At 62.1% G+C, this 19,994-nt stretch carries 19 protein-coding genes and 1 tRNA gene; 13 read left to right on the top strand and 7 right to left on the bottom strand.

What is annotated here, in order from left to right:
- Nucleotides 1-4 precede the first annotated feature (4 nt).
- From IYX23_RS14260 to IYX23_RS14270, 4 genes are all read left to right on the top strand, one after another.
- Nucleotides 5-334, top strand: a complete 330-nt coding sequence (locus IYX23_RS14260) for a TfoX/Sxy family protein (RefSeq protein ID WP_196393408.1) — start codon at nucleotides 5-7, stop codon at nucleotides 332-334.
- Between the two features lie 83 nt (nucleotides 335-417).
- Nucleotides 418-546: a hypothetical protein gene (locus IYX23_RS20520; RefSeq protein WP_281431791.1), complete on the top strand. Its 129-nt coding sequence runs from the start codon at nucleotides 418-420 to the stop codon at nucleotides 544-546.
- A gap of 76 nt (nucleotides 547-622) precedes the next feature.
- On the top strand, nucleotides 623-1,402 hold the full coding sequence (locus IYX23_RS14265) for an RNA polymerase sigma factor (RefSeq protein WP_246716812.1): 780 nt from the start codon (nucleotides 623-625) through the stop codon (nucleotides 1,400-1,402).
- Nucleotides 1,403-1,456: 54 nt separating this feature from the next.
- The gene (locus tag IYX23_RS14270) at nucleotides 1,457-1,993 is read left to right on the top strand and encodes a DUF3365 domain-containing protein (protein WP_196393410.1); all 537 of its coding nucleotides are present in this window, start codon (nucleotides 1,457-1,459) and stop codon (nucleotides 1,991-1,993) included.
- 104 nt (nucleotides 1,994-2,097) lie between these two features.
- On the opposite strand, the gene IYX23_RS14275 is transcribed toward IYX23_RS14270, so the two are convergent.
- On the bottom strand, nucleotides 2,098-2,409 hold the full coding sequence (locus IYX23_RS14275) for a GNAT family N-acetyltransferase (RefSeq protein WP_196393478.1): 312 nt from the start codon (nucleotides 2,407-2,409) through the stop codon (nucleotides 2,098-2,100).
- A 198-nt stretch (nucleotides 2,410-2,607) separates the two neighbouring features.
- On the opposite strand from IYX23_RS14275, the gene proS reads away from it, so the two are divergent.
- Genes proS through IYX23_RS14290 form a run of 3 tightly spaced genes read left to right on the top strand, consistent with a single transcriptional unit; the run spans nucleotide 2,608 to nucleotide 5,941 of the window.
- Nucleotides 2,608-3,948 (top strand): proline--tRNA ligase, encoded by a 1,341-nt coding sequence (proS, locus tag IYX23_RS14280; protein WP_196393411.1) that lies wholly within the window; start codon nucleotides 2,608-2,610, stop codon nucleotides 3,946-3,948.
- Nucleotides 3,945-5,252: a lipoprotein-releasing ABC transporter permease subunit gene (locus tag IYX23_RS14285; protein ID WP_196393412.1), complete on the top strand. Its 1,308-nt coding sequence runs from the start codon at nucleotides 3,945-3,947 to the stop codon at nucleotides 5,250-5,252. The genes proS and IYX23_RS14285 overlap by 4 nt, the downstream gene beginning before the upstream one ends.
- 5 nt (nucleotides 5,253-5,257) lie before the next feature.
- On the top strand, nucleotides 5,258-5,941 hold the full coding sequence (locus IYX23_RS14290; protein ID WP_196393413.1) for an ABC transporter ATP-binding protein: 684 nt from the start codon (nucleotides 5,258-5,260) through the stop codon (nucleotides 5,939-5,941).
- Nucleotides 5,942-5,948: 7 nt separating this feature from the next.
- Here the strand turns inward: IYX23_RS14290 and IYX23_RS14295 are convergent, their stop codons facing one another.
- Nucleotides 5,949-6,524, bottom strand: coding sequence for a hypothetical protein (locus IYX23_RS14295; protein ID WP_196393479.1), 576 nt, complete (start codon nucleotides 6,522-6,524; stop codon nucleotides 5,949-5,951).
- Between the two features lie 410 nt (nucleotides 6,525-6,934).
- Here IYX23_RS14295 and IYX23_RS14300 point away from each other — a divergent pair, with 410 nt between their 5' ends.
- Nucleotides 6,935-7,627, top strand: coding sequence for an enoyl-CoA hydratase-related protein (locus tag IYX23_RS14300; protein WP_246716814.1), 693 nt, complete (start codon nucleotides 6,935-6,937; stop codon nucleotides 7,625-7,627).
- A gap of 20 nt (nucleotides 7,628-7,647) precedes the next feature.
- On the opposite strand, the gene IYX23_RS14305 is transcribed toward IYX23_RS14300, so the two are convergent.
- From IYX23_RS14305 to IYX23_RS14315, 3 genes are all read right to left on the bottom strand, one after another.
- Entirely contained in the window at nucleotides 7,648-9,942 is a 2,295-nt protein-coding gene (locus tag IYX23_RS14305) for an EAL domain-containing protein (protein ID WP_196393415.1), read from the bottom strand.
- A 3-nt stretch (nucleotides 9,943-9,945) separates the two neighbouring features.
- On the bottom strand, nucleotides 9,946-10,878 hold the full coding sequence (locus IYX23_RS14310; RefSeq protein WP_196393416.1) for a crotonase/enoyl-CoA hydratase family protein: 933 nt from the start codon (nucleotides 10,876-10,878) through the stop codon (nucleotides 9,946-9,948).
- 248 nt (nucleotides 10,879-11,126) lie between these two features.
- A complete protein-coding gene (locus tag IYX23_RS14315) occupies nucleotides 11,127-12,485 on the bottom strand; it encodes a multicopper oxidase domain-containing protein (RefSeq protein ID WP_196393417.1) in 1,359 nt (452 codons plus the stop codon).
- A 104-nt stretch (nucleotides 12,486-12,589) separates the two neighbouring features.
- Here IYX23_RS14315 and IYX23_RS14320 point away from each other — a divergent pair, with 104 nt between their 5' ends.
- The 5 genes from IYX23_RS14320 (at nucleotide 12,590) to IYX23_RS14340 (ending at nucleotide 17,554) form a co-directional block, all read left to right on the top strand.
- Nucleotides 12,590-12,907 (top strand): hypothetical protein, encoded by a 318-nt coding sequence (locus IYX23_RS14320; RefSeq protein WP_196393418.1) that lies wholly within the window; start codon nucleotides 12,590-12,592, stop codon nucleotides 12,905-12,907.
- Nucleotides 12,908-13,121: 214 nt separating this feature from the next.
- A tRNA-Leu gene (locus IYX23_RS14325) sits at nucleotides 13,122-13,206 on the top strand.
- A gap of 74 nt (nucleotides 13,207-13,280) precedes the next feature.
- The gene (tig, locus tag IYX23_RS14330; protein WP_196393419.1) at nucleotides 13,281-14,627 is read left to right on the top strand and encodes a trigger factor; all 1,347 of its coding nucleotides are present in this window, start codon (nucleotides 13,281-13,283) and stop codon (nucleotides 14,625-14,627) included.
- A gap of 207 nt (nucleotides 14,628-14,834) precedes the next feature.
- Nucleotides 14,835-15,470, top strand: a complete 636-nt coding sequence (locus IYX23_RS14335) for an ATP-dependent Clp protease proteolytic subunit (protein ID WP_123175430.1) — start codon at nucleotides 14,835-14,837, stop codon at nucleotides 15,468-15,470.
- Between the two features lie 74 nt (nucleotides 15,471-15,544).
- Entirely contained in the window at nucleotides 15,545-17,554 is a 2,010-nt protein-coding gene (locus IYX23_RS14340; protein WP_196393420.1) for an acetyl/propionyl/methylcrotonyl-CoA carboxylase subunit alpha, read from the top strand.
- Nucleotides 17,555-17,576: 22 nt separating this feature from the next.
- Here IYX23_RS14340 and IYX23_RS14345 read toward each other — a convergent pair whose 3' ends face one another.
- The gene (locus IYX23_RS14345) at nucleotides 17,577-18,320 is read right to left on the bottom strand and encodes a DUF2490 domain-containing protein (protein ID WP_348643667.1); all 744 of its coding nucleotides are present in this window, start codon (nucleotides 18,318-18,320) and stop codon (nucleotides 17,577-17,579) included.
- Nucleotides 18,321-18,398: 78 nt separating this feature from the next.
- Nucleotides 18,399-19,964 (bottom strand): SulP family inorganic anion transporter, encoded by a 1,566-nt coding sequence (locus IYX23_RS14350; RefSeq protein ID WP_196393421.1) that lies wholly within the window; start codon nucleotides 19,962-19,964, stop codon nucleotides 18,399-18,401.
- Nucleotides 19,965-19,994: the final 30 nt, after the last annotated feature.

Genomic DNA, 19,994 nt, shown 5'->3' on the forward strand with positions numbered 1-19,994 from the left:
CCGAATGGCGTCCGATCCCGCTCTTGTTGAACGATTACGAGCTGTTCTCGCGCACCTCCGGCACGTCGAAGAGCGCCACATGTTTGGCGGCGCTTGCTTCACTCTGAACGGCAACATGTGCGTCGGCGTCCACAACACGAACCTCATTCTTCGTGTCGGCGAAACGCGAGCTAAGGAGTTACTGACCCGCGAAGGCGTCAAGCCCATGGACTTGACGGGCAAGGTTATGAAGGGATGGGCTACAATACTCCCCGAAGCTATTCGGACCGATGCTCAGCTTTCCAGCTATGCGCAACTCGCGGTCGATTTTGTTAAAACGCTGCCGCCGAAATAGTTCGGCCACCAGCCAAAAATGCCGAGTTTCTGCTAATCTGTAGGGGCTTAATCGCCATTCAAAGTCTTGGCTGTCTTCGGCGTATGCTCGATGACTGCGCGCCGCGCGCGCGTGACGCGGCGCGATTGGCGTCGCAACGTGAGGAACTCGCGCAGGCGCTCGCCGCCGCTGAGGAACAGTGGCTGGAACTTGCCGCCGAGGCGGAGGCGTAAAGTTCTCCGGTCCGCTGGCCCGCATGAATGCGCCGCCACTGGATCTATGGTTGCGCGCGAGAAGGCCTATCCTTGATTGGCGAAAGGGACCAATCTGATGGGCGGGACGGCGCATGCGGCGCAAATCGCGCCGGAGACCGATCAGCGAGACGAACGCTTGCTCGCGGCCCGCGCTCTGGCGGGCGAAGAAGAGGCGCTGCGCCTCATCATGGCGGACAACAATCGCCGTCTCTACCGCATCGCCCGCAGCATCGTGCTCGACAGTCACGAGGCCGAGGACGTGGTCCAGGAGGCCTACCTGAAGGCCTTCACCCATCTCGACGAATTTCGCGGCGAGGCCGCGCTCGCCACCTGGCTCGCGCGGATCACGATCAACGAGGCCGCGGCGCGGCTGCGCATGAGGCGCCGGGCGAAGCTCATTCATGTCTTCGGCGCGCAGAAAAGTGACTCGGACGGCGTTTTCTCTTCACAGGCGAAAGACTGCGACGATCCCGAGAAATCTCTGGCCCAACGCGAAATTCTGCGCCTCGTCGAGCAGGCGACCGAGAGGCTTCCTGAGGATTTTCGCCTGGTTTTCGTCCTGCGCGTCATTGAGGGGCTCTCAGTCGCCGAGGTCGCGCACATCCTCGAACTGCGGCCGGAGACCGTAAAAACTCGCCTGCATCGCGCCCGCCGTCTCATTCGCGATCAGCTGGAGAAGGACATCGGCCCTTTCGTCATGGAGGCGTTTCCCTTTGGAGGCGCGCGCTGCGCGCAAAGCGTGCGCGCCGTTTTGGCGCGATTGTCATCGCCACATAAAAATTCGGGAACCTTTTCCGCCGGCCCTCATCCAATGACCGTCACGCAGCAGTCGTGAGCGAAGTTGGCGCCCATGCGCCCACAGGCGGTCGCCCGGGGCCGGGAGGAAGAGATGACCAAGGGTATGAAGAGAAAGATTGTTATGGCGGTTGCGATGGTCGGCGGATTGGCCGGCGTGACGCTCGTCGCATCCGCTGAAAACGCCGCCCCGATCAAGGATCCCGAGATCGAGCGCACGCGGCAGCACATCAAAATGCTCGATGACGTCTTCAAGACGGCCGTGGTGCTGATCGACGAAACTTACGTCAAACACCCGTCGGACCCATCCGCCGCGTCGGCGGCCAAGGCGCTCTTCGCCGCGATGAAAAAGAACGGCTGGTACGACGTCAGGCTGATCGGGCTGACGGACAAAGTCGGCGATCCCGACGACGAGCCTAAAGACGCCTTTGAAAAGACGGCGGCGAAAAGGCTGCGCGGCGGCGGCGAGCAGGCCTATGAAGAGATCATGGAAAAGGACGGCAAGCGCTATCTGCGCATGGCGACGGGGATACCCGTCGTGTCCGAAAACTGCGTGATGTGCCATGCGCATTTCAAAGGCGACAAGGGCAATATCGGCGCTTTGTCCTACACCATGCCGGTGGTGAAATAAGCCAGCGCCATCAAGCTAGGCAACAAAATGAAGAGGCCTCGACGCATGTGTCGAGGCCTTTTTTTTAAAACCGGCGCACAGAAGGCCGCCGGCGAGTCAATCGCTTAAGGCAGCAGATCCTGGAACTCGGGATGTTTTTCCACATAGTCCGCGACGAAGGCGCAATCGCCCTGAACCTTCAGGCCGCGCGCCCGCGCAAATTCCAGCGCGTTGCGGATGAGTTCTGAGGCGACGCCCTGACCGCGCAGGCTTGGCGGCGTCTGCGTTGAGGTGAAGACCATCACGTCATTGTCGATGCGGTAATAGGCGAGCGCCGTCTCGCCATCGATGTCGAGTTCGAAGCGACTGAACTCGGGATTGTCGCGGACGCTTCCCCAGGGATGTCTGGCTGCAGCCTTACCCATACCCTCGCCCATAGCCTTGCCCATAGCCTCGCCCATGCCGGCCTCCTTAAGAGTTCATGCTCCGAAATGGGCGCGCGCGGCCAAAAAGGAAGAGCGCCTGCCGCTTGCGTTTTCGACCGCGCCGGGGTTCAACAGCCTCGCCCGCGCCGTTTGCTCGGGCGGCGGACAGGCTATGCTCGCCGCTCCCCGATTCGCCCAACCGGATTCGACATGCGCCTTTCCCGCTATTTCCTGCCCATTTTGCGCGAGACCCCGAAAGAGGCCGAGATCGTCTCGCACCGGCTGATGCTGCGGGCGGGCATGATCCGACAGGAGTCGGCCGGCATCTACGCTTGGCTGCCGCTCGGGTTGCGGGTCTTGAACAAGATCAACGCCATCATCCGCGAGGAGCAGACCCGCGCCGGCGCCATCGAATGTCTGATGCCGACCATTCAGTCCGCCGATCTGTGGCGCGAGTCGGGGCGCTATGACGCCTATGGCAAGGAAATGCTGCGCATCGCCGACCGCCATGACCGCGAGATGCTCTACGGCCCCACCAACGAAGAGATGATCACCGAGATCTTTCGAGCCTTTGTGCGCTCATACAAGGATCTGCCGCTCAATCTCTTTCACATCCAGTGGAAATTCCGCGACGAGGTGCGGCCGCGTTTCGGCGTGATGCGCTCGCGCGAATTCTTGATGAAGGACGCCTATTCCTTCGATCTCACGGCGGAAGCCGGCCGCCATTCGTACAACAAGATGTTCGTCGCCTATCTGCGCACCTTCGCGCGCCTGGGCCTGACCGCCATTCCGATGGCGGCCGAATCCGGCCCGATCGGCGGCAACAGCCATGAGTTCATCATCCTCGCGTCGACCGGCGAGAGCGAAGTCTTTTGCCACAAAGATTTTCTGTCCTTCGCGCCGCCGCCCGCTTCGATCGACTTCGACGATGCGGCGGCGTTGCAGGCGGTCGTCGACAAATGGACCAGCCGCTATGCGGCGACGAGCGAGATGCATGACGCCGCCGCCTTCGCCGCGGTTCCCGAGGACGCGCGGGTCGCGGCGCGCGGCATCGAGGTCGGCCATATTTTCTACTTCGGAACCAAATATTCCGAACCGATGAGGGCCGTCGTCAACGGACCGGACGGCAAGGAGGTCGTCGTGCAAATGGGTTCCTACGGCATCGGACCGTCGCGCCTCGCCGCCGCCATTATTGAGGCGGGCCATGACGACAATGGCGTCATATGGCCGGAATCCGTCGCGCCCTTCCATGTCGGGGTCGCCGATCTGAAAGTCGGAGACCCGGCGACCGGCAAGGTCTGCGCCGATCTCGTGGAGCAGCTCGAGAACGAGGGACTGGACGTGCTGCATGACGACCGCGACGAACGTCCCGGCGCGAAATTCGCGACGCTCGATCTCATCGGTCTGCCCTGGCAGGTCCTGGTCGGGCCCAAGGGCCTCGCTGAGGGCAGGGTGGAGGTGAAGCAGCGCCGCACCGGAGAGCGGGAGCTTCTCACGCCTCAGGACGCCGTCACCCGCATCGTCGCCGCAATGAGACAGGCTCAGGCATGACCGAAGCGGCGCAACCGGCAAGAGGCGCCGGAGCGGCGCAACCGGCAAGAGGCGCCGGCGCCTTTTCGACCTTCGAGCGGATGGTGGCGCTGCGTTATCTTCGCGCCCGCCGCGCCGACGGCTTCGTCTCGGTCATCGCCGGCTTTTCGTTCCTCGGCATCATGCTGGGCGTCGCGACCCTCATCGTCGTCACTTCGGTGATGAACGGATTCCATCGCGAGTTGATGGACAAGATCATCGGCATCAACGGCCACGCCTTTTTGCAGGCGGTGGAGACTCCGTTCACGGACTGGGACCGGGTCTCGGCGAAGACCGCCAAGCTGCCCGGCGTCCAGCTTGCAATTCCCATGGTCGAGGGCGCAGCCGGCATATCGACTCAGTTCGGGCAATCGGGCGTGCTCGTGCGCGGCGTGCGCGAGAAAGATCTTACGCGGCTCCCCGGCGTAGCGGGCAACGTCAAGAGCGGCGCGCTCGCGGGATTCGATAAGGCCGGCGGCGTCGCCATCGGTCAGCGGTTGGCGGAGACGCTCGGCGTCGGCGTCGGCGACTCGGTCAGCCTGCTCATCGCCAAGGGAGCGCAGACGCCTTTCGGGGTCGCCCCACGCATCAAAGCCTACAAAGTCGTCGCGATCTTCTCTATCGGCATGTCCGAATTCGATAGCGTCTTCGTCTATATGCCGCTCACCGAGGCGCAGCTCTTCTTCAACAGGGAGAATGAGGCGACGGTCGTCGAAGCTTTCGTCGCCGATCCCGAGAAGATGGACGATTTTCGCATCAACGTCGAAAAGGCGATCGACCGGCCGCTGATCATCACCGATTGGCGCCAGCGCAACAAGACGTTCTTCGACACGCTGCAGGTAGAGAAAAACATCCTCTTCATCATTCTCGCTTTGATCGTCGTGGTCGCGGCCTTCAACATCATCTCCGGATTGACGATGCTCGTGAAGGACAAGACTCAGGACATCGCCATACTGCGCACGATGGGCGCGACGCGAGGCGCGATCCTGCGCGTGTTCCTGATCATCGGCGCTTCGATCGGCGTCGTCGGCACGCTGGCCGGCTTTGCGCTCGGTCTGGCGCTGGCGAAAAATCTCGACACCATCCGCCTCGGCGTTAATAAGCTTTTCGACGCCAATCTCTTTCCCGCGGAGTTTTATTTTCTCTCGCGGTTGCCGGCGATCGTCGACCCGCGCGAGGTGACTGCCATTGTGGCCATGACGCTCACGCTCGCCGTTCTCGCCTCGATTTATCCAGCCTGGAAAGCCGCTTCGCTCGATCCGATCGAAGCGCTGCGGCACGAGTAGTCGCGATGAGCGAGGCCGTTCTCGAACTCCGCAGCATCGCGCGCCACTATCGTGAGGGCGAGGCGCGGCTCGACATTCTGATGGACATCAATCTGTCCATCTACCCGGGCGAGACGGTCGCGCTGCTGGCGCCCTCTGGGGCCGGCAAGTCGACGCTCCTCCATATCGCCGGACTCTTGGAGCGCCAGGACGGCGGCGAAGTGCTGATCAAGAATGCGCCGACGTCGCGCATGTCCGACGCCGAGCGTACGCGGCTGCGGCGCGCCACCGTCGGCTTCATCTATCAATTCCATCATTTATTGCCGGAGTTCTCGGCGCTTGAGAATGTGGCGCTGCCGCAGATGATCAATGGGCTGAGCGGGAACGAAGCGCGCCTGCGGGCGCAACAGCTGCTCGACTATTTGCGGCTGGGGCCGCGCGCGTCGCACCGGCCTTCCGAGCTATCTGGCGGCGAACAGCAGCGCGTCGCCATCGCCCGCGCCGTCGCGAACGCACCGCATCTTCTGCTTGCCGACGAACCGACGGGCAATCTCGATCCGCGCACGGCGGAGCACGTTTTCGGGACTTTGTTGGCGCTCGCCCGCAGCACCGGACTGGCGGCGCTCATCGCGACTCACAATCTGGAGCTCGCCAAACAAATGGACCGCCGCGTAACCTTACGCGACGGTCGAGTTGAACTGCTAAGCTGAAGCCGCCTTAAGTCTTCGTCGTGGGCTTCTTGCCCATGAACTGGTGCTTGTACCAGAGGCCGAAGCCGACCAGCGCCAGGGCTCCGAAGAACACGGCGATGGTGATTTCCCTGGATTGGGTCAAGCCGACGGAGAAGGGAAAGCGCGCGACATATTCTTTCGCGCCGTCATCGCTTTTCGCCTTCACCAGTCCAATGAACTTGCCTTCCTGCGGAAAGACGTGTTCGAAGGTGAGCGTGCCGGACTTATACTTCTTAGGCGGAGAGTAATACTCAGTATTCGCCTCGAGATTTTCGGTGTCGTCCTTCTGGCCGACGTCGCGGACGACGCGCATTTCGAGGTTCATGTCGCGCAATTCGTCCTGCTGCGCATCCAGTGTGATGATGGTGGGCCCCGCATCTGGAATGTCGTCGCAGAACTGTTCACGCGACTTTTGCGGCTGATATCCTGTGAACGTCATTGTATCGGGGCCGAGCTTCATCAGGCATTGGCCCTGATTGATGCCGACGTCGCCATGCGCGTGCGCTTGCGTGACCCAGCCGGCCGCCGCGAACAGCACAACGGCGAAAAATCGCATGATCATCTGGTTTTCTCCCTTCTGAACCGGCCGCTCTGCGATGAGCGTCTCTTTCTTGGCGCGCAGTCCGGTTCCGACGCGCCATTTTTCGCACACCCTTTGAGCGAATGCGAGCTGCGACGGCCGAGATTCCGGAGCCTCCAGCAGCGCTTTAGTTAATATAAATCAACTGCGCCGACTTGTCCCGCGACCAAGGGCCACACGCGCGCCAAAAAAAGTATGCGTCGCCCGTTTATTGTACAATCCCGTCGCCTGACGATGATTTTTCCCGAGGGCTCCGGCGGTAGAGAAGTTGCTTAAACGTCATGCACTTGGCGCAACTTCGGCGCAATTTCGAGCCAATCATCGGCCCCAGGGTTGGCGGAGTTAAATTTTCATTTAACTTAAACCAGCCTTCACAAACTATGGCGGGAAACATGTTGAACTTTCCTAATCTGCGCGACCAAGCTGAACTTTCTGTCACCGGCGGCTGCCTGTCGACCATCTGGTTGAAAGACCACCAGGCTCTAGTATTGCGCAAGACTCGGCCGGGTTTTGACGCACAGACGATCAAGACGATTACTGAGATTTTGTCGGCGATCGACCGAGGCGAGCTGAACGACCTCCGCTACATCGTCTATGATTTCGCGCATGGCGTGCGAGAGGCGCCGAGGCCGGCGGAGGGTTTCGGAGAGATGGCTGCCGAAAATTCCGAGCTGATCGTCGATACGCCGGTGATCACGCTCGCCTGGGCGCGCGGCCTGATGGGCGGCTCCGATTTTGACTTCGCCATGCACTGCTCCGCCATCGTCGCCGAAAGGGACGCGCAATTCTCCTTCTCGGGAGATCCCTCCGATCTCATGGGACTTTACGCGGCGGTTGGCCGGACGCTGGGCTTCGTCAAGGCTGAACGTCTCATGGAGAGCAATACGGCGCTTGCCGCCGAAGACGCCCACGAACTGCTGATTGTCAGAGACGTCGTCGAACCGCAGAATGGCGCCGCTGCGATAGAGCGCTACCTGGCCCAATTTGGCCGACGGTATAACGCCTCGCACGCGATTTTTCGCGCGCAACGTATGGTGCAACCTTGGGTTGATCGCCGCAGTCTGGTGGCCCTTGAACGCAACTGAAGCCTGTCGCCGAAACCTTCTCACGCCGCGCTGACGAGGCGCGGCGCGTCACGCCAATACTCGAGGAGCGGTTTCAGCTCCTCGATTGGCCGCGGCCTCGTGTAGAGATATCCCTGAATGAGAAAAATATTCTTGCTCGCCATGAAGGCGAGCTGAGCGTCAGTTTCGACGCCTTCGGCGACGAGATCGATGGACAGATCCCGTGCGAGCGCAGAGATCGCTGAGACGATCGCCTGCGTCTTCGGCGACTCGATCGCCTGCCGCGCGAAGGAGCGATCGATCTTGACCTTCTTGACCGGGAAACGATTGAGATAACCGAGGCTGCTGTAGCCGGTTCCGAAATCGTCGAGTGAGAGACGGACGCCGAGCGCTTCGATCTCGCGTAATTTACTGTCGACGTCATCTGACAACATGAGCGTCGTTTCGGTGATTTCGAGCTCCAAACGATCAGGCTCCAACCCAGATTCGCGGAGCGTCGCCGCGACCATCTCGGCAAGATCCTTCTGTTGGAATTGTCTTGGCGCGATATTGACGGCGACACGGACGTTCGCGGGCCACGATTTCGCGTCATGGCACGCCTGCCGCAGCGCCCAGGCGCCGAGCTCGATGATCATGCCGGTTTCTTCGGCGACAGGAATGAATTCGCCTGGCGAGATCATTCCTCGGGTCGGGTGGCGCCATCGCAGCAGCGCCTCAAAGGAAACGATGGTCGCGGTGCGGGAATCGACGACCGGTTGATAGTAGACGATCAATTCGTTCGCCAGGAACGCGTGACGCAGTTCAGTGTCGATTGCGCGCTTTCGGGTCAGCGCATCCTGCATCTCCTGGGAATACCAGATCGCCTTGCCGCGCCCTTGGGCTTTCGACTGGTAAAGCGCGAGATCGCTGCATTTGAGCAGGCCGCCGGAGGTCTCCGAGTCCTTGGGCGCCGCGGCCATGCCGATGCTCGCGCCGATGTTGATGACGTGGTTTTCGACGATGAAGGTGCGATGCATCTCGGCGAGGATATTGGCGGCGAGTTCATCAACCTCAGGCAGGTGTTCGCCGGCGCGCAGCAGCACGCAGAACTCGTCGCCGCCGAGCCTCGCCACCACATGCGGATGCGGCACGCAGGCGGCGAGACGCGCTCCGACCGCGGACAGCAGCTCATCGCCGATGGAGTGGCCCAGCGTGTCATTGACGTCTTTGAACCGATCGAGATCAATGTTGAGCAGCGCGGCGTGGAGCCCGCGCTGCCTCAGCTGAACCATTTCCTCTTCAAGCGTCTCCTGAAATTGATAGCGGTTCGGGAGATTGGTCAGATCGTCGAAATGCGCGATGCGCTCAATCTCACGGAGCGCGCGCTTTTGAATCGTCACGTCCTCGATGACGGTAATGAAGGATCCCGCTTCGGCGCGTTCGCAATGAAACTCAAAAAACCGTTCGCCGAGCTTGTGCGTGAAGATGTTGGCGCGCGGCATTGTGACGTGCCGCTTCCATCGCTCAAAAAATATTTTGCCTTCCTGCGGCGACATGCCGACGCTCTTGCCGATCGCACGCGCCAGCGCTTCGAGCCGGATCGGCGTCGTCGCGGCCACGATGCCGAAGAAATCTATCACGCGCCGATTGACGACCGTGACGGAGAGGTCGGAGTCGCCCATGCACAGGCCGTGCGTCATCGAGTTCAGCGCAAGGCTGAATTTTTGCCGCTGGCGGGTGGCGTCCAAGCCGTTGCGCAGCGCCGACTCCAAATTGCCGTGCAGGAATTTCGTCGTTGAATGAATGGAGACGATCAGCAGCACGACGATCAGCGCGAGGCCGAGGTAGCGCCGTTCTTCATGCATCATCGCGGCGATCGCAAGGGGAAGCGCGAGGCCGAGCGATTGCGCAAGAACGATCCAGGGACGGCCGGCGTTGCGACCCGCAAGTCCGCTCAGGCCGCTCATCATAATCACGATGCTGTAAATGCCGAGAACGTCGTTGTAATGATTGTAGAACAAGATGGCGACGGAAGCGCCGACCGCCGTCATGAAGCCGACCGCGCCGATCGCGTAGAGCCTCTCCCACTCCCGTGAATCGCGTCGACGAAGCGAGACGGGCGTGCTCGCATGCGCCAAGAAAACATAAAGACGAAAGGCGCCGAGAACGGCGATCAGCGCCACGAAGTAGAGATAGACTCGCTCGCCGAGAAGAAACCAGGCGAGCGCAGGCGCGATGAGGCCGCCGAGAAGGCCCGCAAAAAACGAACCGGCGGTGCCGAACAGGGTTTCAACGAGGTCGCTATGGATCTGAACGTCGGAGCTTTCGCTGACGGCTGGTTTCCTGCGGACGAGCATGAGCTAATCCTCGTTGGGAGACGGCGGCTTTTTTGAAGCCTCGCCCTTGCCGCCGGGAAGCTCGTCGCCAGAAAGACGCAACTGCGCCGAAACAAGCCGTTCCATATAACGCAGGTCATGCCGTGAAATGGCCATGGAGCAATCCGTCCAAAGCTCGACCACCCGAAGCAATTCCTCCTTACGTACGGGGAAACATTGCCTTCGAAACTTGACGAGGGCCTGACGGCGCCGCCAGTTTGCGCCGTCGGAGTCGAGCATCCAATCATGGGCGGTTTCGAGCGCCCGGCCTTCCGGCGCGACGACGTCGATGATGTCGAGATCGAACAGTTCGCGAGCGGAATAAACGCGACCGGCGGAGAGAATTTGCTGCGTGCGCGCGGGCCCGACGCGCCGCGTCAGAAAGGTCACAGCGCCCATCCCGGGAAAAGTGTTGAAGGCGATCTCGGGCACTCCAAGACGCGCGCTCTCCTCGGCGATGACAAAATCGGTGGCCAGCGCCCCTTCGAATCCGCCGCCCATGCACTGTCCCCTAACGACGGACAGCGTCAAGACAGGAAGATCGAAAGCCGACGCCAGCGTGTACATCACCTCGATACAAGCATAGGCGTAGGTTAGCAGCGAATCTCGATCATTGTTCCTGATGCAGGAAACGAACGTCGCAAGATCGCCGCCCAAGCTGAACACATTCGACTTCTTGGAGGCCATCACGATGTAGCGGATCGGCCACTTCGCGCCCTCCGTCTGCGCCAGACGTTTGATCGCGTCACGAAAGTCGATTGCGTCTTGCAACATCCGCAAAGTGTAGCAATGAGGCGAGTCTGCTCGATAATTCATCCAAACCGATTGCGTCGGTGGGTCATATTCAATGTCTAAATGTTCGAAGCGCCAGTGAGGAAAATCTTGGGGAGGGTGCCGTAGGTGCGCGGCGCTACTCATATCCAGTATTTTGGGGCCAAGGCCTCCCCCCTCAATCACGCGAGAAAACGAACCGCCCGGGTCCCACCGCAGGCGCGGCGGCGCGGGCGGGCTAAGCCGCCAAGCTTTAAGTGAGTTCGATTCAGCATTTGGCAATGCCTTCAACTCGCGGTCGCGGCTCCTTCCGTCACAGAAGTTCAGTCAAAGATCTCAACAGACGGAAACAACGGGGTCTATTTTGGTCTTCTATTAACCTTGTAACGCTCGCTCTAGGCGACTTCGAACCACGTCGCCAGTCCGCCCGCTTCGTGCTCCAGAATATCATCATGGATGGCCCACTTTCCAGGCGATTCGGCGAGGAAGGCGGCGTGCTTGGTTTTCCCGGGGGGAACAATGACGCCGTTGCGCCAATAGGGCTCCCATCCGTCATCGAGGTCATGCAGAAGACGCATGCACTGCCCGTGAACATGCATCGCGAGCGCCGCTCCAGACTTGTTGACAAAGCCCAGCGTCACCGGGGTTCCTCGGGCCACTTTGAAAAGGGGCGGCCCTTCGTAGCCTCTCGTCAACGCGCCATTGATCGTCCAGGCGGCGCCCGCCGCATTCCTGCGCGGTTCGATCACCAGATCGACCTTCTTGGCGCTCGCAAGCTTGATCTCGGCAGGGAGCGCCGCATTCTGCGGGAGCGACGCTATCGGCGGACGCTTCGACGCCTTTGCGCCCTTGGCTTGCGCGACGAAAAGATCGCGATCCTCGCCATTCGGTCCGCGCAAGATCAAATTGGCCTTGGCGCCCTCGGTCTCCGGCATGTCGAACATCAGCTCGAAGCGCGCCCCCGGCGCGACGGGAATGCTCCGCTTGATGGGTTCGAAGGCGTCGCACGGCTGGCCGTCGATGGCGATCACGAAAGGCTGCGCGCCCGCGAGCGACAGCACCATGATGCGCGCATTGCTGAGATTGGCCAGGCGCAGCCGCACCCTGGCGCCGGGCGCGAGGCTCTGCAGGGCCGGCGCAGCCTTGCCGTTGACGCAGAGCAGCGGGCCAATCCGGCCGACCCCGCTTGCCGCCGCGGGATCGTTGAAGTCGCCGACGACCTGGCCGGCGTCATCAAGCCGCCAGTCGTCGAGCACCAGAAGCAGGTCGGCGTCTGCGGGCGGCGGCGCCGGCTCGTCGACGACAAGCAGTCCCTTGAGGCCGCGCCCCATGAGTTCCGGCGTCGCGCCATAGACGCTCGGCCGGTAGCAGAACAGGCCGGGATCGGCGAGCCGGCGGCGGTAATCGAAGGACCCGCCGGGCGCGACCGGCGCCTGCGTCAGCGGGGCGACGCCCTCCATCGCATTGTCGCCGCGCAAGCCATGCCAGTGAATGGTTGCGGGTTGGTCAAGCTTGTTCAGGAATCGGACGGCGAGTTCGTCGCCCTGCTGGTAGCGCAGGAGAGGCCCCGGCGTGCTTCCGTCGAAACCGAGAATGCTGGTTTCGCCGCCGCCGGACAGGCGCGCCTTGCCGGGCCGCGCCTCGATCTGCCGCAGGGAGCGCGGCGGCGACTGCGCCACCGCCGGAAGCGCCGCCAGGCTGGCGGCGACGCCGGAAAGCACGACGCGGCGGGAGAGAGGTTGTGACATCGCCATCTAGCTATGGCGCAGCCCGGCCCATTGGGCAATGATTGAGAGCTTCAACGTCACGCGCCGTGAGGGGAGCGCGAGAACGGCCAAAACACGAGGAGGCTTGAGACATGAGCGCGCCGCGCATGAACAAGACTGCCGCAATTTTAGGCTTCTGCAGCGCGTGCGGGTTTTTGCCGCTCGCCGCGTGGGCGCAGGCTTCGCAAGGCTATTCCGATTATCGCCAGTCCCTGATCGCCGGCGGTTGGAAGCCCAACGTCGGCTACGGGCTGAAAACCGCCCGCGGCAAGCCCCTATATAAATTTCCGGAAGTCGTCTGCGGTCCGACGCTCTGCAACGCCAAATGGCGCGATCCCCAGGGGCGCGAAAAGGTCATTACGCTGATCCGCGGCCTCGAGGGGGCGGATCACCGCGTGGCGCCACAATAGCCGGCGGCGGCTGGCATCCCGCCGCGTCCATGCTATAGAGCGACGCCCGACGAATCGAGTTCGCGCTTGGGAGCGCCTTGGCGCGCCCTCAAAACGCGCAAGGGACTGCGCCTTTTCGGGGAACAGGATCGTTTGAGAGGAAGTCGAACGGTTCGATTTCATCTCAAGCGATCCCGGTTCACGGGCAGGGGATGAGGCGGCCCTTCCGCCGATCGCGGGCGTGGCGGAACTGGTAGACGCGCCGGATTTAGGTTCCGGTGACGAAAGTCGTGGGGGTTCGACTCCCTCCGCCCGCACCAGAGCCGCCTACCGTGGCAGTCGAATAATCGTCGTCGCGCGCCGGCGACGCGCAGTCATTAAGAAGGCTATTGAGATGCAAGTAACGCAGACCTCCTCGCAGGGTTTGAAGCAGGAATACAAGGTGGTTCTGCCGGCCGGCGAACTCGCCGCCAAGCTCGCCGCCCAGCTCACCGAGATCCAGGCCAAGAGCCAGATCAAGGGATTCCGCCCCGGCAAGGCGCCGATCGGCCATCTCAAGAAGCTCTACGGAAAGAGCATCATGAGCGACGTCTTGCAGGAGGCGGTGAACGACGCCAACCGCAAGATCGTCGAGGAAAACGAGCTGCGCATCGCGCTCGAGCCGAAGATCGATTTCCCTGGCGGGCAGGAGGAAGTCGAGCGCGCGCTGACGGCAGAGGGCGATTTCTCCTATGTCGTCACCTTCGAAACGCTGCCCAAGTTCGACATCGGCGGGTTTGACGACATCTCCCTGGAGCGTCCCGTCGCCGAGGTCGCCGAGGATGATGTCGAGAAGGCGCTGCAGTCTCTCGCCGATCGTGCTCAGGAATTCGAGGCCAGGCCAGAAGGGGCCAAGGCGGAGAAGGGCGACAGACTGACGATCGATTTCACCGGCAAGCTCGACGGCGAGCCCTTTGAGGGCGGCGCGGGCGGGGACGTCGATCTGGTGCTGGGCGCGGGAACCTTCATCCCCGGTTTCGAGGAGCAGCTCGAGGGGGCCGCCGCCGGCGAGCAGCCGGTCGTCAAGGTCCGGTTCCCCGACGACTATGCGGCCAAGCAGCTCGCGGGCAAGGACGCCGAGTTCGACGTGACGGTCAAGGCCGTTGCGGCGCCAAAGACGCTCGGACTCGACGAGGAGCTCGCCAAGAAATACGGCTTCGAGTCGCTCGAGGCGATGAAGACCGCCGTTCGCGGCAATCTTGAAGCCGATTTCGACAAGGCGTCGCGCGAGAAGATGAAGCGCGCGCTCCTCGACGCGCTCGACAGACGCTATTCCTTTGAGCTGCCGGAGAGCCTTGTAGAGCAGGAATTCGCCAATATCTGGGGCCAGCACGCGCAGGAAAGCCAGCGGGCAGGCCAACCCGTCGCCGAAGACGGCAAGACGGAGGAAGAGACCAAGGCCGAGTTCCGCAAGATCGCCGAACGACGCGTGCGGTTGGGGCTGGTTCTGGCGGAGATCGGCAAAAGCGCCGACGTGAAGGTCGACGAAAAGGATCTGACCGACGCTTTGGTCGAGCGAGCGCGCATGTTCCCAGGCCAGGAGAAGGCCGTTTGGGACTATTACCGCAACAATGAGCAGGCCCTTGCCCAGCTCCGCGCCCCGATCTACGAGGAGCGCGTCGTCGACCACCTCTCCAAGCTGATCAAGATCGCCGACAAGACCGTCTCCCGCGAAGAGCTGTTCAAGGAAGACGAGGAATAGTCGGTCGTCCGGCTGTCTTCCCCGCAGGCGACGGCGCATCGCGGGGGAATCCGGCATGGCGGGCTCATGCGCACGGCGCGCCGCGGAGATCGTGGCGTGACGGCCGCAATCGAGTCTTTGCGTCCGGCGCGGGCGCAGATATATGACGGGTCAAGAGTTCCCGGCGCAGGCGCATCAGCCTTCGCCGGACCACAGAGGCGATACGCGATGCGCGACCCAATCGAAAACTACAGCCAATATCTCATCCCACAGGTGATCGAGAACACTTCCCGCGGCGAGCGCGGCTTCGACATCTATTCCCGCCTGCTGCGCGAGCGCATCATCTTCATCACCGGGCCGATCGAAGATCACATGGCGTCGGTCATCATCGCGCAGCTGCTGTTTCTGGAGTCCGAGAACCCGAAAAAGGAAATCTCGCTCTACATCAATTCGCCGGGCGGCGTGGTGACGTCCGGCCTCGCCATCTACGACACGATTCAGTTCATCAAGCCGAAGGTCTCGACGCTTTGCGTTGGGCAGGCGGCGTCGATGGGCTCGCTTCTGCTGGCCGCGGGCGCCGATGGCCTGCGTTATGCGCTCCCGAACGCGCGCGTCATGCTGCATCAGCCGTCCGGCGGCTTTCAGGGTCAGGCGTCGGACATCCAGCGCCACGCGGAAGACATTCTGAAAGTCAAAAAGCGCCTCAACGACATCTATGTCCGTCACACGGGCAAGGATTATGAGACGATCGAGCGCACGCTTGACCGCGATCATTTCATGTCGGCGGAAGAGGCGCGGCATTTTGGAATCGTCGACGCCGTTCAGGAGCGGCGGCCTGACGACGAGAGCGAGGCCAAGCGCTAAACGCTGAAGGCGCCGGCCGCGTTTTCTGAGCGCCCGGCGCCAATTGCTTGAGGGATTGGGGCATCGGGGCGCGCATGTTTCGTAAAATTCTAATCGCCAATCGCGGCGAGATCGCTTGTCGCATCATTAAGTCGGCGAAGCGTATGGGGCTGTCTACCGTCGCCGTCTATTCCGACGCCGACGCCGACGCGCTGCATGTCGAAATGGCGGACGAAGCCGTCCGTCTCGGGCCGCCCCCCGCCGCCCAGTCTTATCTGCTGATTGATAAGATCGTCGCCGCCTGTAAGGAAACCGGCGCCGAGGCGGTGCATCCCGGCTATGGCTTTCTGTCCGAGCGCGCCGCCTTCGCCAATGCGCTCGCCGAGGCGAACATCGTTTTCATCGGCCCCAATATTCGCGCCATCGAGGCGATGGGCGACAAGATCGAGTCGAAGAAATTCGCCTCCGCCGCCAATGTCAGCGTCGTGCCTGGCTACCTTGGCGTCATCGAGAACGCCGAAGAGGCCATCACGATCGCCAGGGACATCGGCTATCCGGTGATGCTGAAAGCGTCGGCTGGCGGCGGCGGCAAGGGTATGCGCGTCGCTTTCACCGACGCCGAAGTGATCGAAGGCTTCACGCGCGCGCGTTCGGAGGCGGCGTCGTCCTTCGGCGACGACCGCGTCTTCGTCGAGAAATTCATCGTCAATCCGCGCCACATCGAAATTCAGGTGCTCGGCGACAAGCATGGCAATGTCATCCACCTGAACGAGCGCGAATGTTCCATTCAGCGCCGCAATCAAAAAGTGATCGAAGAAGCGCCGTCGCCGCTGCTGGACGAGAAGACTCGTCGCGAAATGGGCGCGCAGGCCATCGCGCTCGCCAAGGCCGTGAACTATGATTCGGCGGGCACGGTCGAATTCGTCGCCGGTCAGGACAAGAGCTTCTACTTCCTTGAAATGAACACGCGCCTGCAGGTCGAGCATCCTGTGACGGAGCTCATCACCGGCATCGATCTTGTCGAGCAGATGATCCGCGTCGCGGCGGGCGAGCCGCTGCAACTCAAGCAGGAAAACGTCAAGATCAACGGCTGGGCGGTCGAGAGCCGCATTTATGCCGAGGACCCCACGCGCAACTTCCTGCCTTCGGTGGGACGACTGGTCAAATACCGGCCGCCGGAAGAGAAGCGCGAAGGCGGCGTTACGGTGCGCAATGACACCGGCGTCACCGAAGGCCGCGAAATCTCGATCCACTATGATCCGATGATCGCCAAGCTGGTGACGCATGCGCCGGACCGCCTTCGCGCGATCGTGGCGCAGGCCGACGCGCTCGACCGCTTCGTGATCGACGGAATCCGCCACAACATTCCGTTTCTGTCGTCGCTCATGCAGAGCCCGCGCTGGCGTTCGGGCAATCTCTCGACGGGCTTTATCAGTGAAGAATATCCGGAAGGATTTTCGTCGCCCGAGCCTCGCGGAGATCTGGCGCACACGCTTGCCGCGATCGCGACGCTCATGGACCACATCGGCAATGAGCGCAAACGCAAGATCTCCGGGCAGCTGCGCGGCGGACGGCCGGTGGAATTCGAGCGCGAACGCGTGTGCATGCTCGGCGAGCAGAGATTCGACGTCTGCGTCGAGGCGCAGGGCGAAGCGCTGATCGTGCGTTTCGCCGAGGGCGATCAGCGCGCCCATCGCGTTTCGACCCAGTGGCGTCCGGGCGAACTCGTGCTCGAAGGCGATGTCGACGGCCGCACGGTCTATGTGCAGGCGCGGCCCGTCCTCAACGGCTATGGGCTGTCGCATCAGGGTGTCGACGTCACGGCGCGCGTCTACACCAAGCGCGAGGCGGAACTTGTCGCCTTCATGCCGAAGAAAAAGGACGCCGGCGCCTCCAAGCATCTGTTGTGTCCGATGCCCGGTCTGGTGAAGACCGTCGACGTGACCGAAGGTCAGGAGGTCAAGGCCGGGGAAGCCTTGTGCATGGTCGAAGCCATGAAGATGGAGAACGTGCTGCGCGCCGAGCGCGACGTGACTGTCAAGAAGATCCTGGCGAAGGCCGGCGACAGTCTTGCTGTCGACGCCGTGATCATGGAGTTCGCCTAAGGCGTCGCGCGCTGACGGCGCGCTATAGGTTGAGGAACATGCTCACCGAGAGAATGTGGTTGATCCGGTGATCGAACTTCTGCTCGCGCCGCGAGACGACGCGCGATTGGATGAGCTGGTTCATGTAGCCGACCTCCACGCGCGCCTTCTCGCTGAAACTGTAGCCGAGGCCGGCGAAGCCGCGATTTTGATCGAAGCCGAACCGCGTTGATGGCGTCGTTGAATTCAGCCGCACAAACACCTCATCCCAAAGCACGAGACTCAAGGGGGCATTTTCCCAGAGCGGATGCGAAAAGCGCACGAATTGGCGGAGGCGCCATTCGACGGGGTTCACGTTCTGAATGAAGCGCTGCTCAAGGCGCGTGCGGCTCGTCATGTCGCCGAACGTCGCTTTATCGGTCAGCAGGACCTGTTGCCAGATCCGATTTTCATGTTGCGTTTTGGCGTCTTGCGGAAAGGTCGCGATATGCGCGTAGCCGAGCCACAGGCTGACCTTGTCGGATAGCGCATAGCCGACGCCGGCGCGGCCGAGCGCCTGATCGGCGGTGGCGCCATCGTTCCGAAAGCGCCCCTGGCTTTCCAACCACAGCCGCCATTTTTCCAGACTCGGATCAATCGAGCCGAGCTTGGCGATGGTCGTGACGTTTTCCCAGATCCTGAAATCTTCGTCGACGGCCGCCGCTGGGCCGGCCGTCGCGAAAATTCCGAGCAACGACCCGCCGCAAGCGGCGAGCCGCCTCGTTCTGTGAATTGTCGCCGCTGACACTGCCGTCTCCGTGGAAATCGAGCACCCAGCGCATTGGAGCGACTCCTCTCACGCCAGTCAAACCACAGAGATGGTAGATCAGGCCGCGACCGATGTTGGCGCGGGACGCGCCCGCTCCCGGAAAAGGCCGTGCAGCGCATCCCAATCGAGCACCAGTTCGCCGCCGTCGCTGCGGAGTTGCTCGTCCCAGCTCGCGAGCAGATCGAGACAGGCATGATCGATATACGTCAGCTCGTTGAGATGCACATGGAGACGCGCGCCCCGCGGCAGGGCTTCGAAAGCGGCGGCGAGTTGCGGCAGCCGTATGAAAGTCGCGGCGCCCTCCAGGTGGATCACGGTCATGCCGTTGATCTGCTCCCTGCGGATGTTGAGATGCGAGAACCTGTAGAGCAAGCGCGCGACCGCCAGACCGACGCCAACCGCAATGCCGGTCAATACGTCGGTCGCGACCACCGTCGCGAACGTCGCCGCGTAGATGCCGGTCTCGATACGGTCCTGACCCCAGAGAAATCGCGCGAATCCGAGATTGATCAGATTGATCCCCGCGTAGACCAGCACTGCCGCGAGGCTCGCCACGGGGATGATGCGGAGCACGTCGGGCGCGAGGGTGATGAATAGCAGAATCCACAGGCCGTGCAGCACGGTCGAGAGTCTCGTGCGTCCCCCCGCCGTGACATTGGCCGAACTGCGCACGATGACGCCCGATATGGGCAGCACGCCAAGAACGCCGCAAAGGAAATTGCCAACGCCCTGCGCCACCAGTTCCCTGTTGTAGCGGGTTCGCGGCGTCCGTCGCTGCATCGCGTCGACGGCGGTCGCCGTCAAAAGCGATTCCGCGCTCGAAACGAACGCGAGCGACAACGCCGCCGCCCACAGCGCGCCCTCGCCGATCCTGCCAAGGGTGTGAGTTGTCGGCAAATTCACCGCAGCCAAAAGATCGTCCGGCGCCGGGACATATTTAATGTCCAGGGCGAAGAACGCCGCGGCCGCCGTCGCCAGGCCTACGCCGACGAGCGGGGCGGGGAGAAAGGACAGCCATCTCGGCGCAAAGCGGCGCCACAAAAGAATAGAGGTGACCGTGAGCAGTCCGATCACGGCGGCGGATTGGTGCGCCTCCATCGTCACGCCCTTCCAAACGGCAAGCGGCAACGACCAGAGATTGATGACGCCGCCAAACTCCTGTCCCGTCCCGGGCGGCGTATCGTCGACCATCACGTGAAATTGCGACGCGAAAATCAGCAAGCCGATTCCGGCGAGCATGCCCTGAATCAGCGCGGGCGCGACCGCCCGGAACACCGGTCCGAAGCGCAGGGCGCCGGCCGCAATCTGAATCAGGCCCGACATTATCACGATGAGCCCGAAGACTTCGAAGCCGAGATCCTTAATGAACACGGCGGCCATCACGGCCGCGCCATTCGCCGCGCCGCTCACTTGCAGGGGACAGCCCGAAAGCATGCCGACAACGATGCCGCCAATGACGCCGCTGATGAGGCCGACGGCGGCGGCGTTTTCGAAGGGAAAGCCTGCGACGAGCGCGAGACCCATCGACAAGGGAAGGGCGACGAGCAGCACGACGATGGAAGCGAAGACGTCGTCTTTGATCACCGAAAGGCGAGAAGGCGCGACATCAACTTCTAAAGACATTTTCGCATCCTTTAATGGTTCAGGTTCGCG

The sequence above is a fragment of the Methylocystis sp. L43 genome, from assembly GCF_015709525.1.
In the GTDB taxonomy this organism is placed as follows: domain Bacteria; phylum Pseudomonadota; class Alphaproteobacteria; order Rhizobiales; family Beijerinckiaceae; genus Methylocystis.

Excerpts from the sequence above, each read along its gene's own strand:
- IYX23_RS14260 (WP_196393408.1), top strand. The coding sequence starts at position 5 with ATGGCGTCCGATCCCGCTCTTGTTGAACGATTACGAGCTGTTCTCGCG.
- IYX23_RS20520 (WP_281431791.1), top strand. The coding sequence starts at position 418 with ATGCTCGATGACTGCGCGCCGCGCGCGCGTGACGCGGCGCGATTGGCG.
- IYX23_RS14270 (WP_196393410.1), top strand. The coding sequence starts at position 1,457 with ATGACCAAGGGTATGAAGAGAAAGATTGTTATGGCGGTTGCGATGGTC.
- IYX23_RS14275 (WP_196393478.1), bottom strand. The coding sequence starts at position 2,409 with ATGGGCGAGGGTATGGGTAAGGCTGCAGCCAGACATCCCTGGGGAAGC.
- proS (WP_196393411.1), top strand. The coding sequence starts at position 2,608 with ATGCGCCTTTCCCGCTATTTCCTGCCCATTTTGCGCGAGACCCCGAAA.
- IYX23_RS14285 (WP_196393412.1), top strand. The coding sequence starts at position 3,945 with ATGACCGAAGCGGCGCAACCGGCAAGAGGCGCCGGAGCGGCGCAACCG.
- IYX23_RS14290 (WP_196393413.1), top strand. The coding sequence starts at position 5,258 with ATGAGCGAGGCCGTTCTCGAACTCCGCAGCATCGCGCGCCACTATCGT.
- IYX23_RS14295 (WP_196393479.1), bottom strand. The coding sequence starts at position 6,524 with ATGATCATGCGATTTTTCGCCGTTGTGCTGTTCGCGGCGGCCGGCTGG.
- IYX23_RS14300 (WP_246716814.1), top strand. The coding sequence starts at position 6,935 with ATGTTGAACTTTCCTAATCTGCGCGACCAAGCTGAACTTTCTGTCACC.
- IYX23_RS14305 (WP_196393415.1), bottom strand. The coding sequence starts at position 9,942 with ATGCTCGTCCGCAGGAAACCAGCCGTCAGCGAAAGCTCCGACGTTCAG.
- IYX23_RS14310 (WP_196393416.1), bottom strand. The coding sequence starts at position 10,878 with ATGAGTAGCGCCGCGCACCTACGGCACCCTCCCCAAGATTTTCCTCAC.
- IYX23_RS14315 (WP_196393417.1), bottom strand. The coding sequence starts at position 12,485 with ATGGCGATGTCACAACCTCTCTCCCGCCGCGTCGTGCTTTCCGGCGTC.
- IYX23_RS14320 (WP_196393418.1), top strand. The coding sequence starts at position 12,590 with ATGAGCGCGCCGCGCATGAACAAGACTGCCGCAATTTTAGGCTTCTGC.
- tig (WP_196393419.1), top strand. The coding sequence starts at position 13,281 with ATGCAAGTAACGCAGACCTCCTCGCAGGGTTTGAAGCAGGAATACAAG.
- IYX23_RS14335 (WP_123175430.1), top strand. The coding sequence starts at position 14,835 with ATGCGCGACCCAATCGAAAACTACAGCCAATATCTCATCCCACAGGTG.
- IYX23_RS14340 (WP_196393420.1), top strand. The coding sequence starts at position 15,545 with ATGTTTCGTAAAATTCTAATCGCCAATCGCGGCGAGATCGCTTGTCGC.
- IYX23_RS14350 (WP_196393421.1), bottom strand. The coding sequence starts at position 19,964 with ATGTCTTTAGAAGTTGATGTCGCGCCTTCTCGCCTTTCGGTGATCAAA.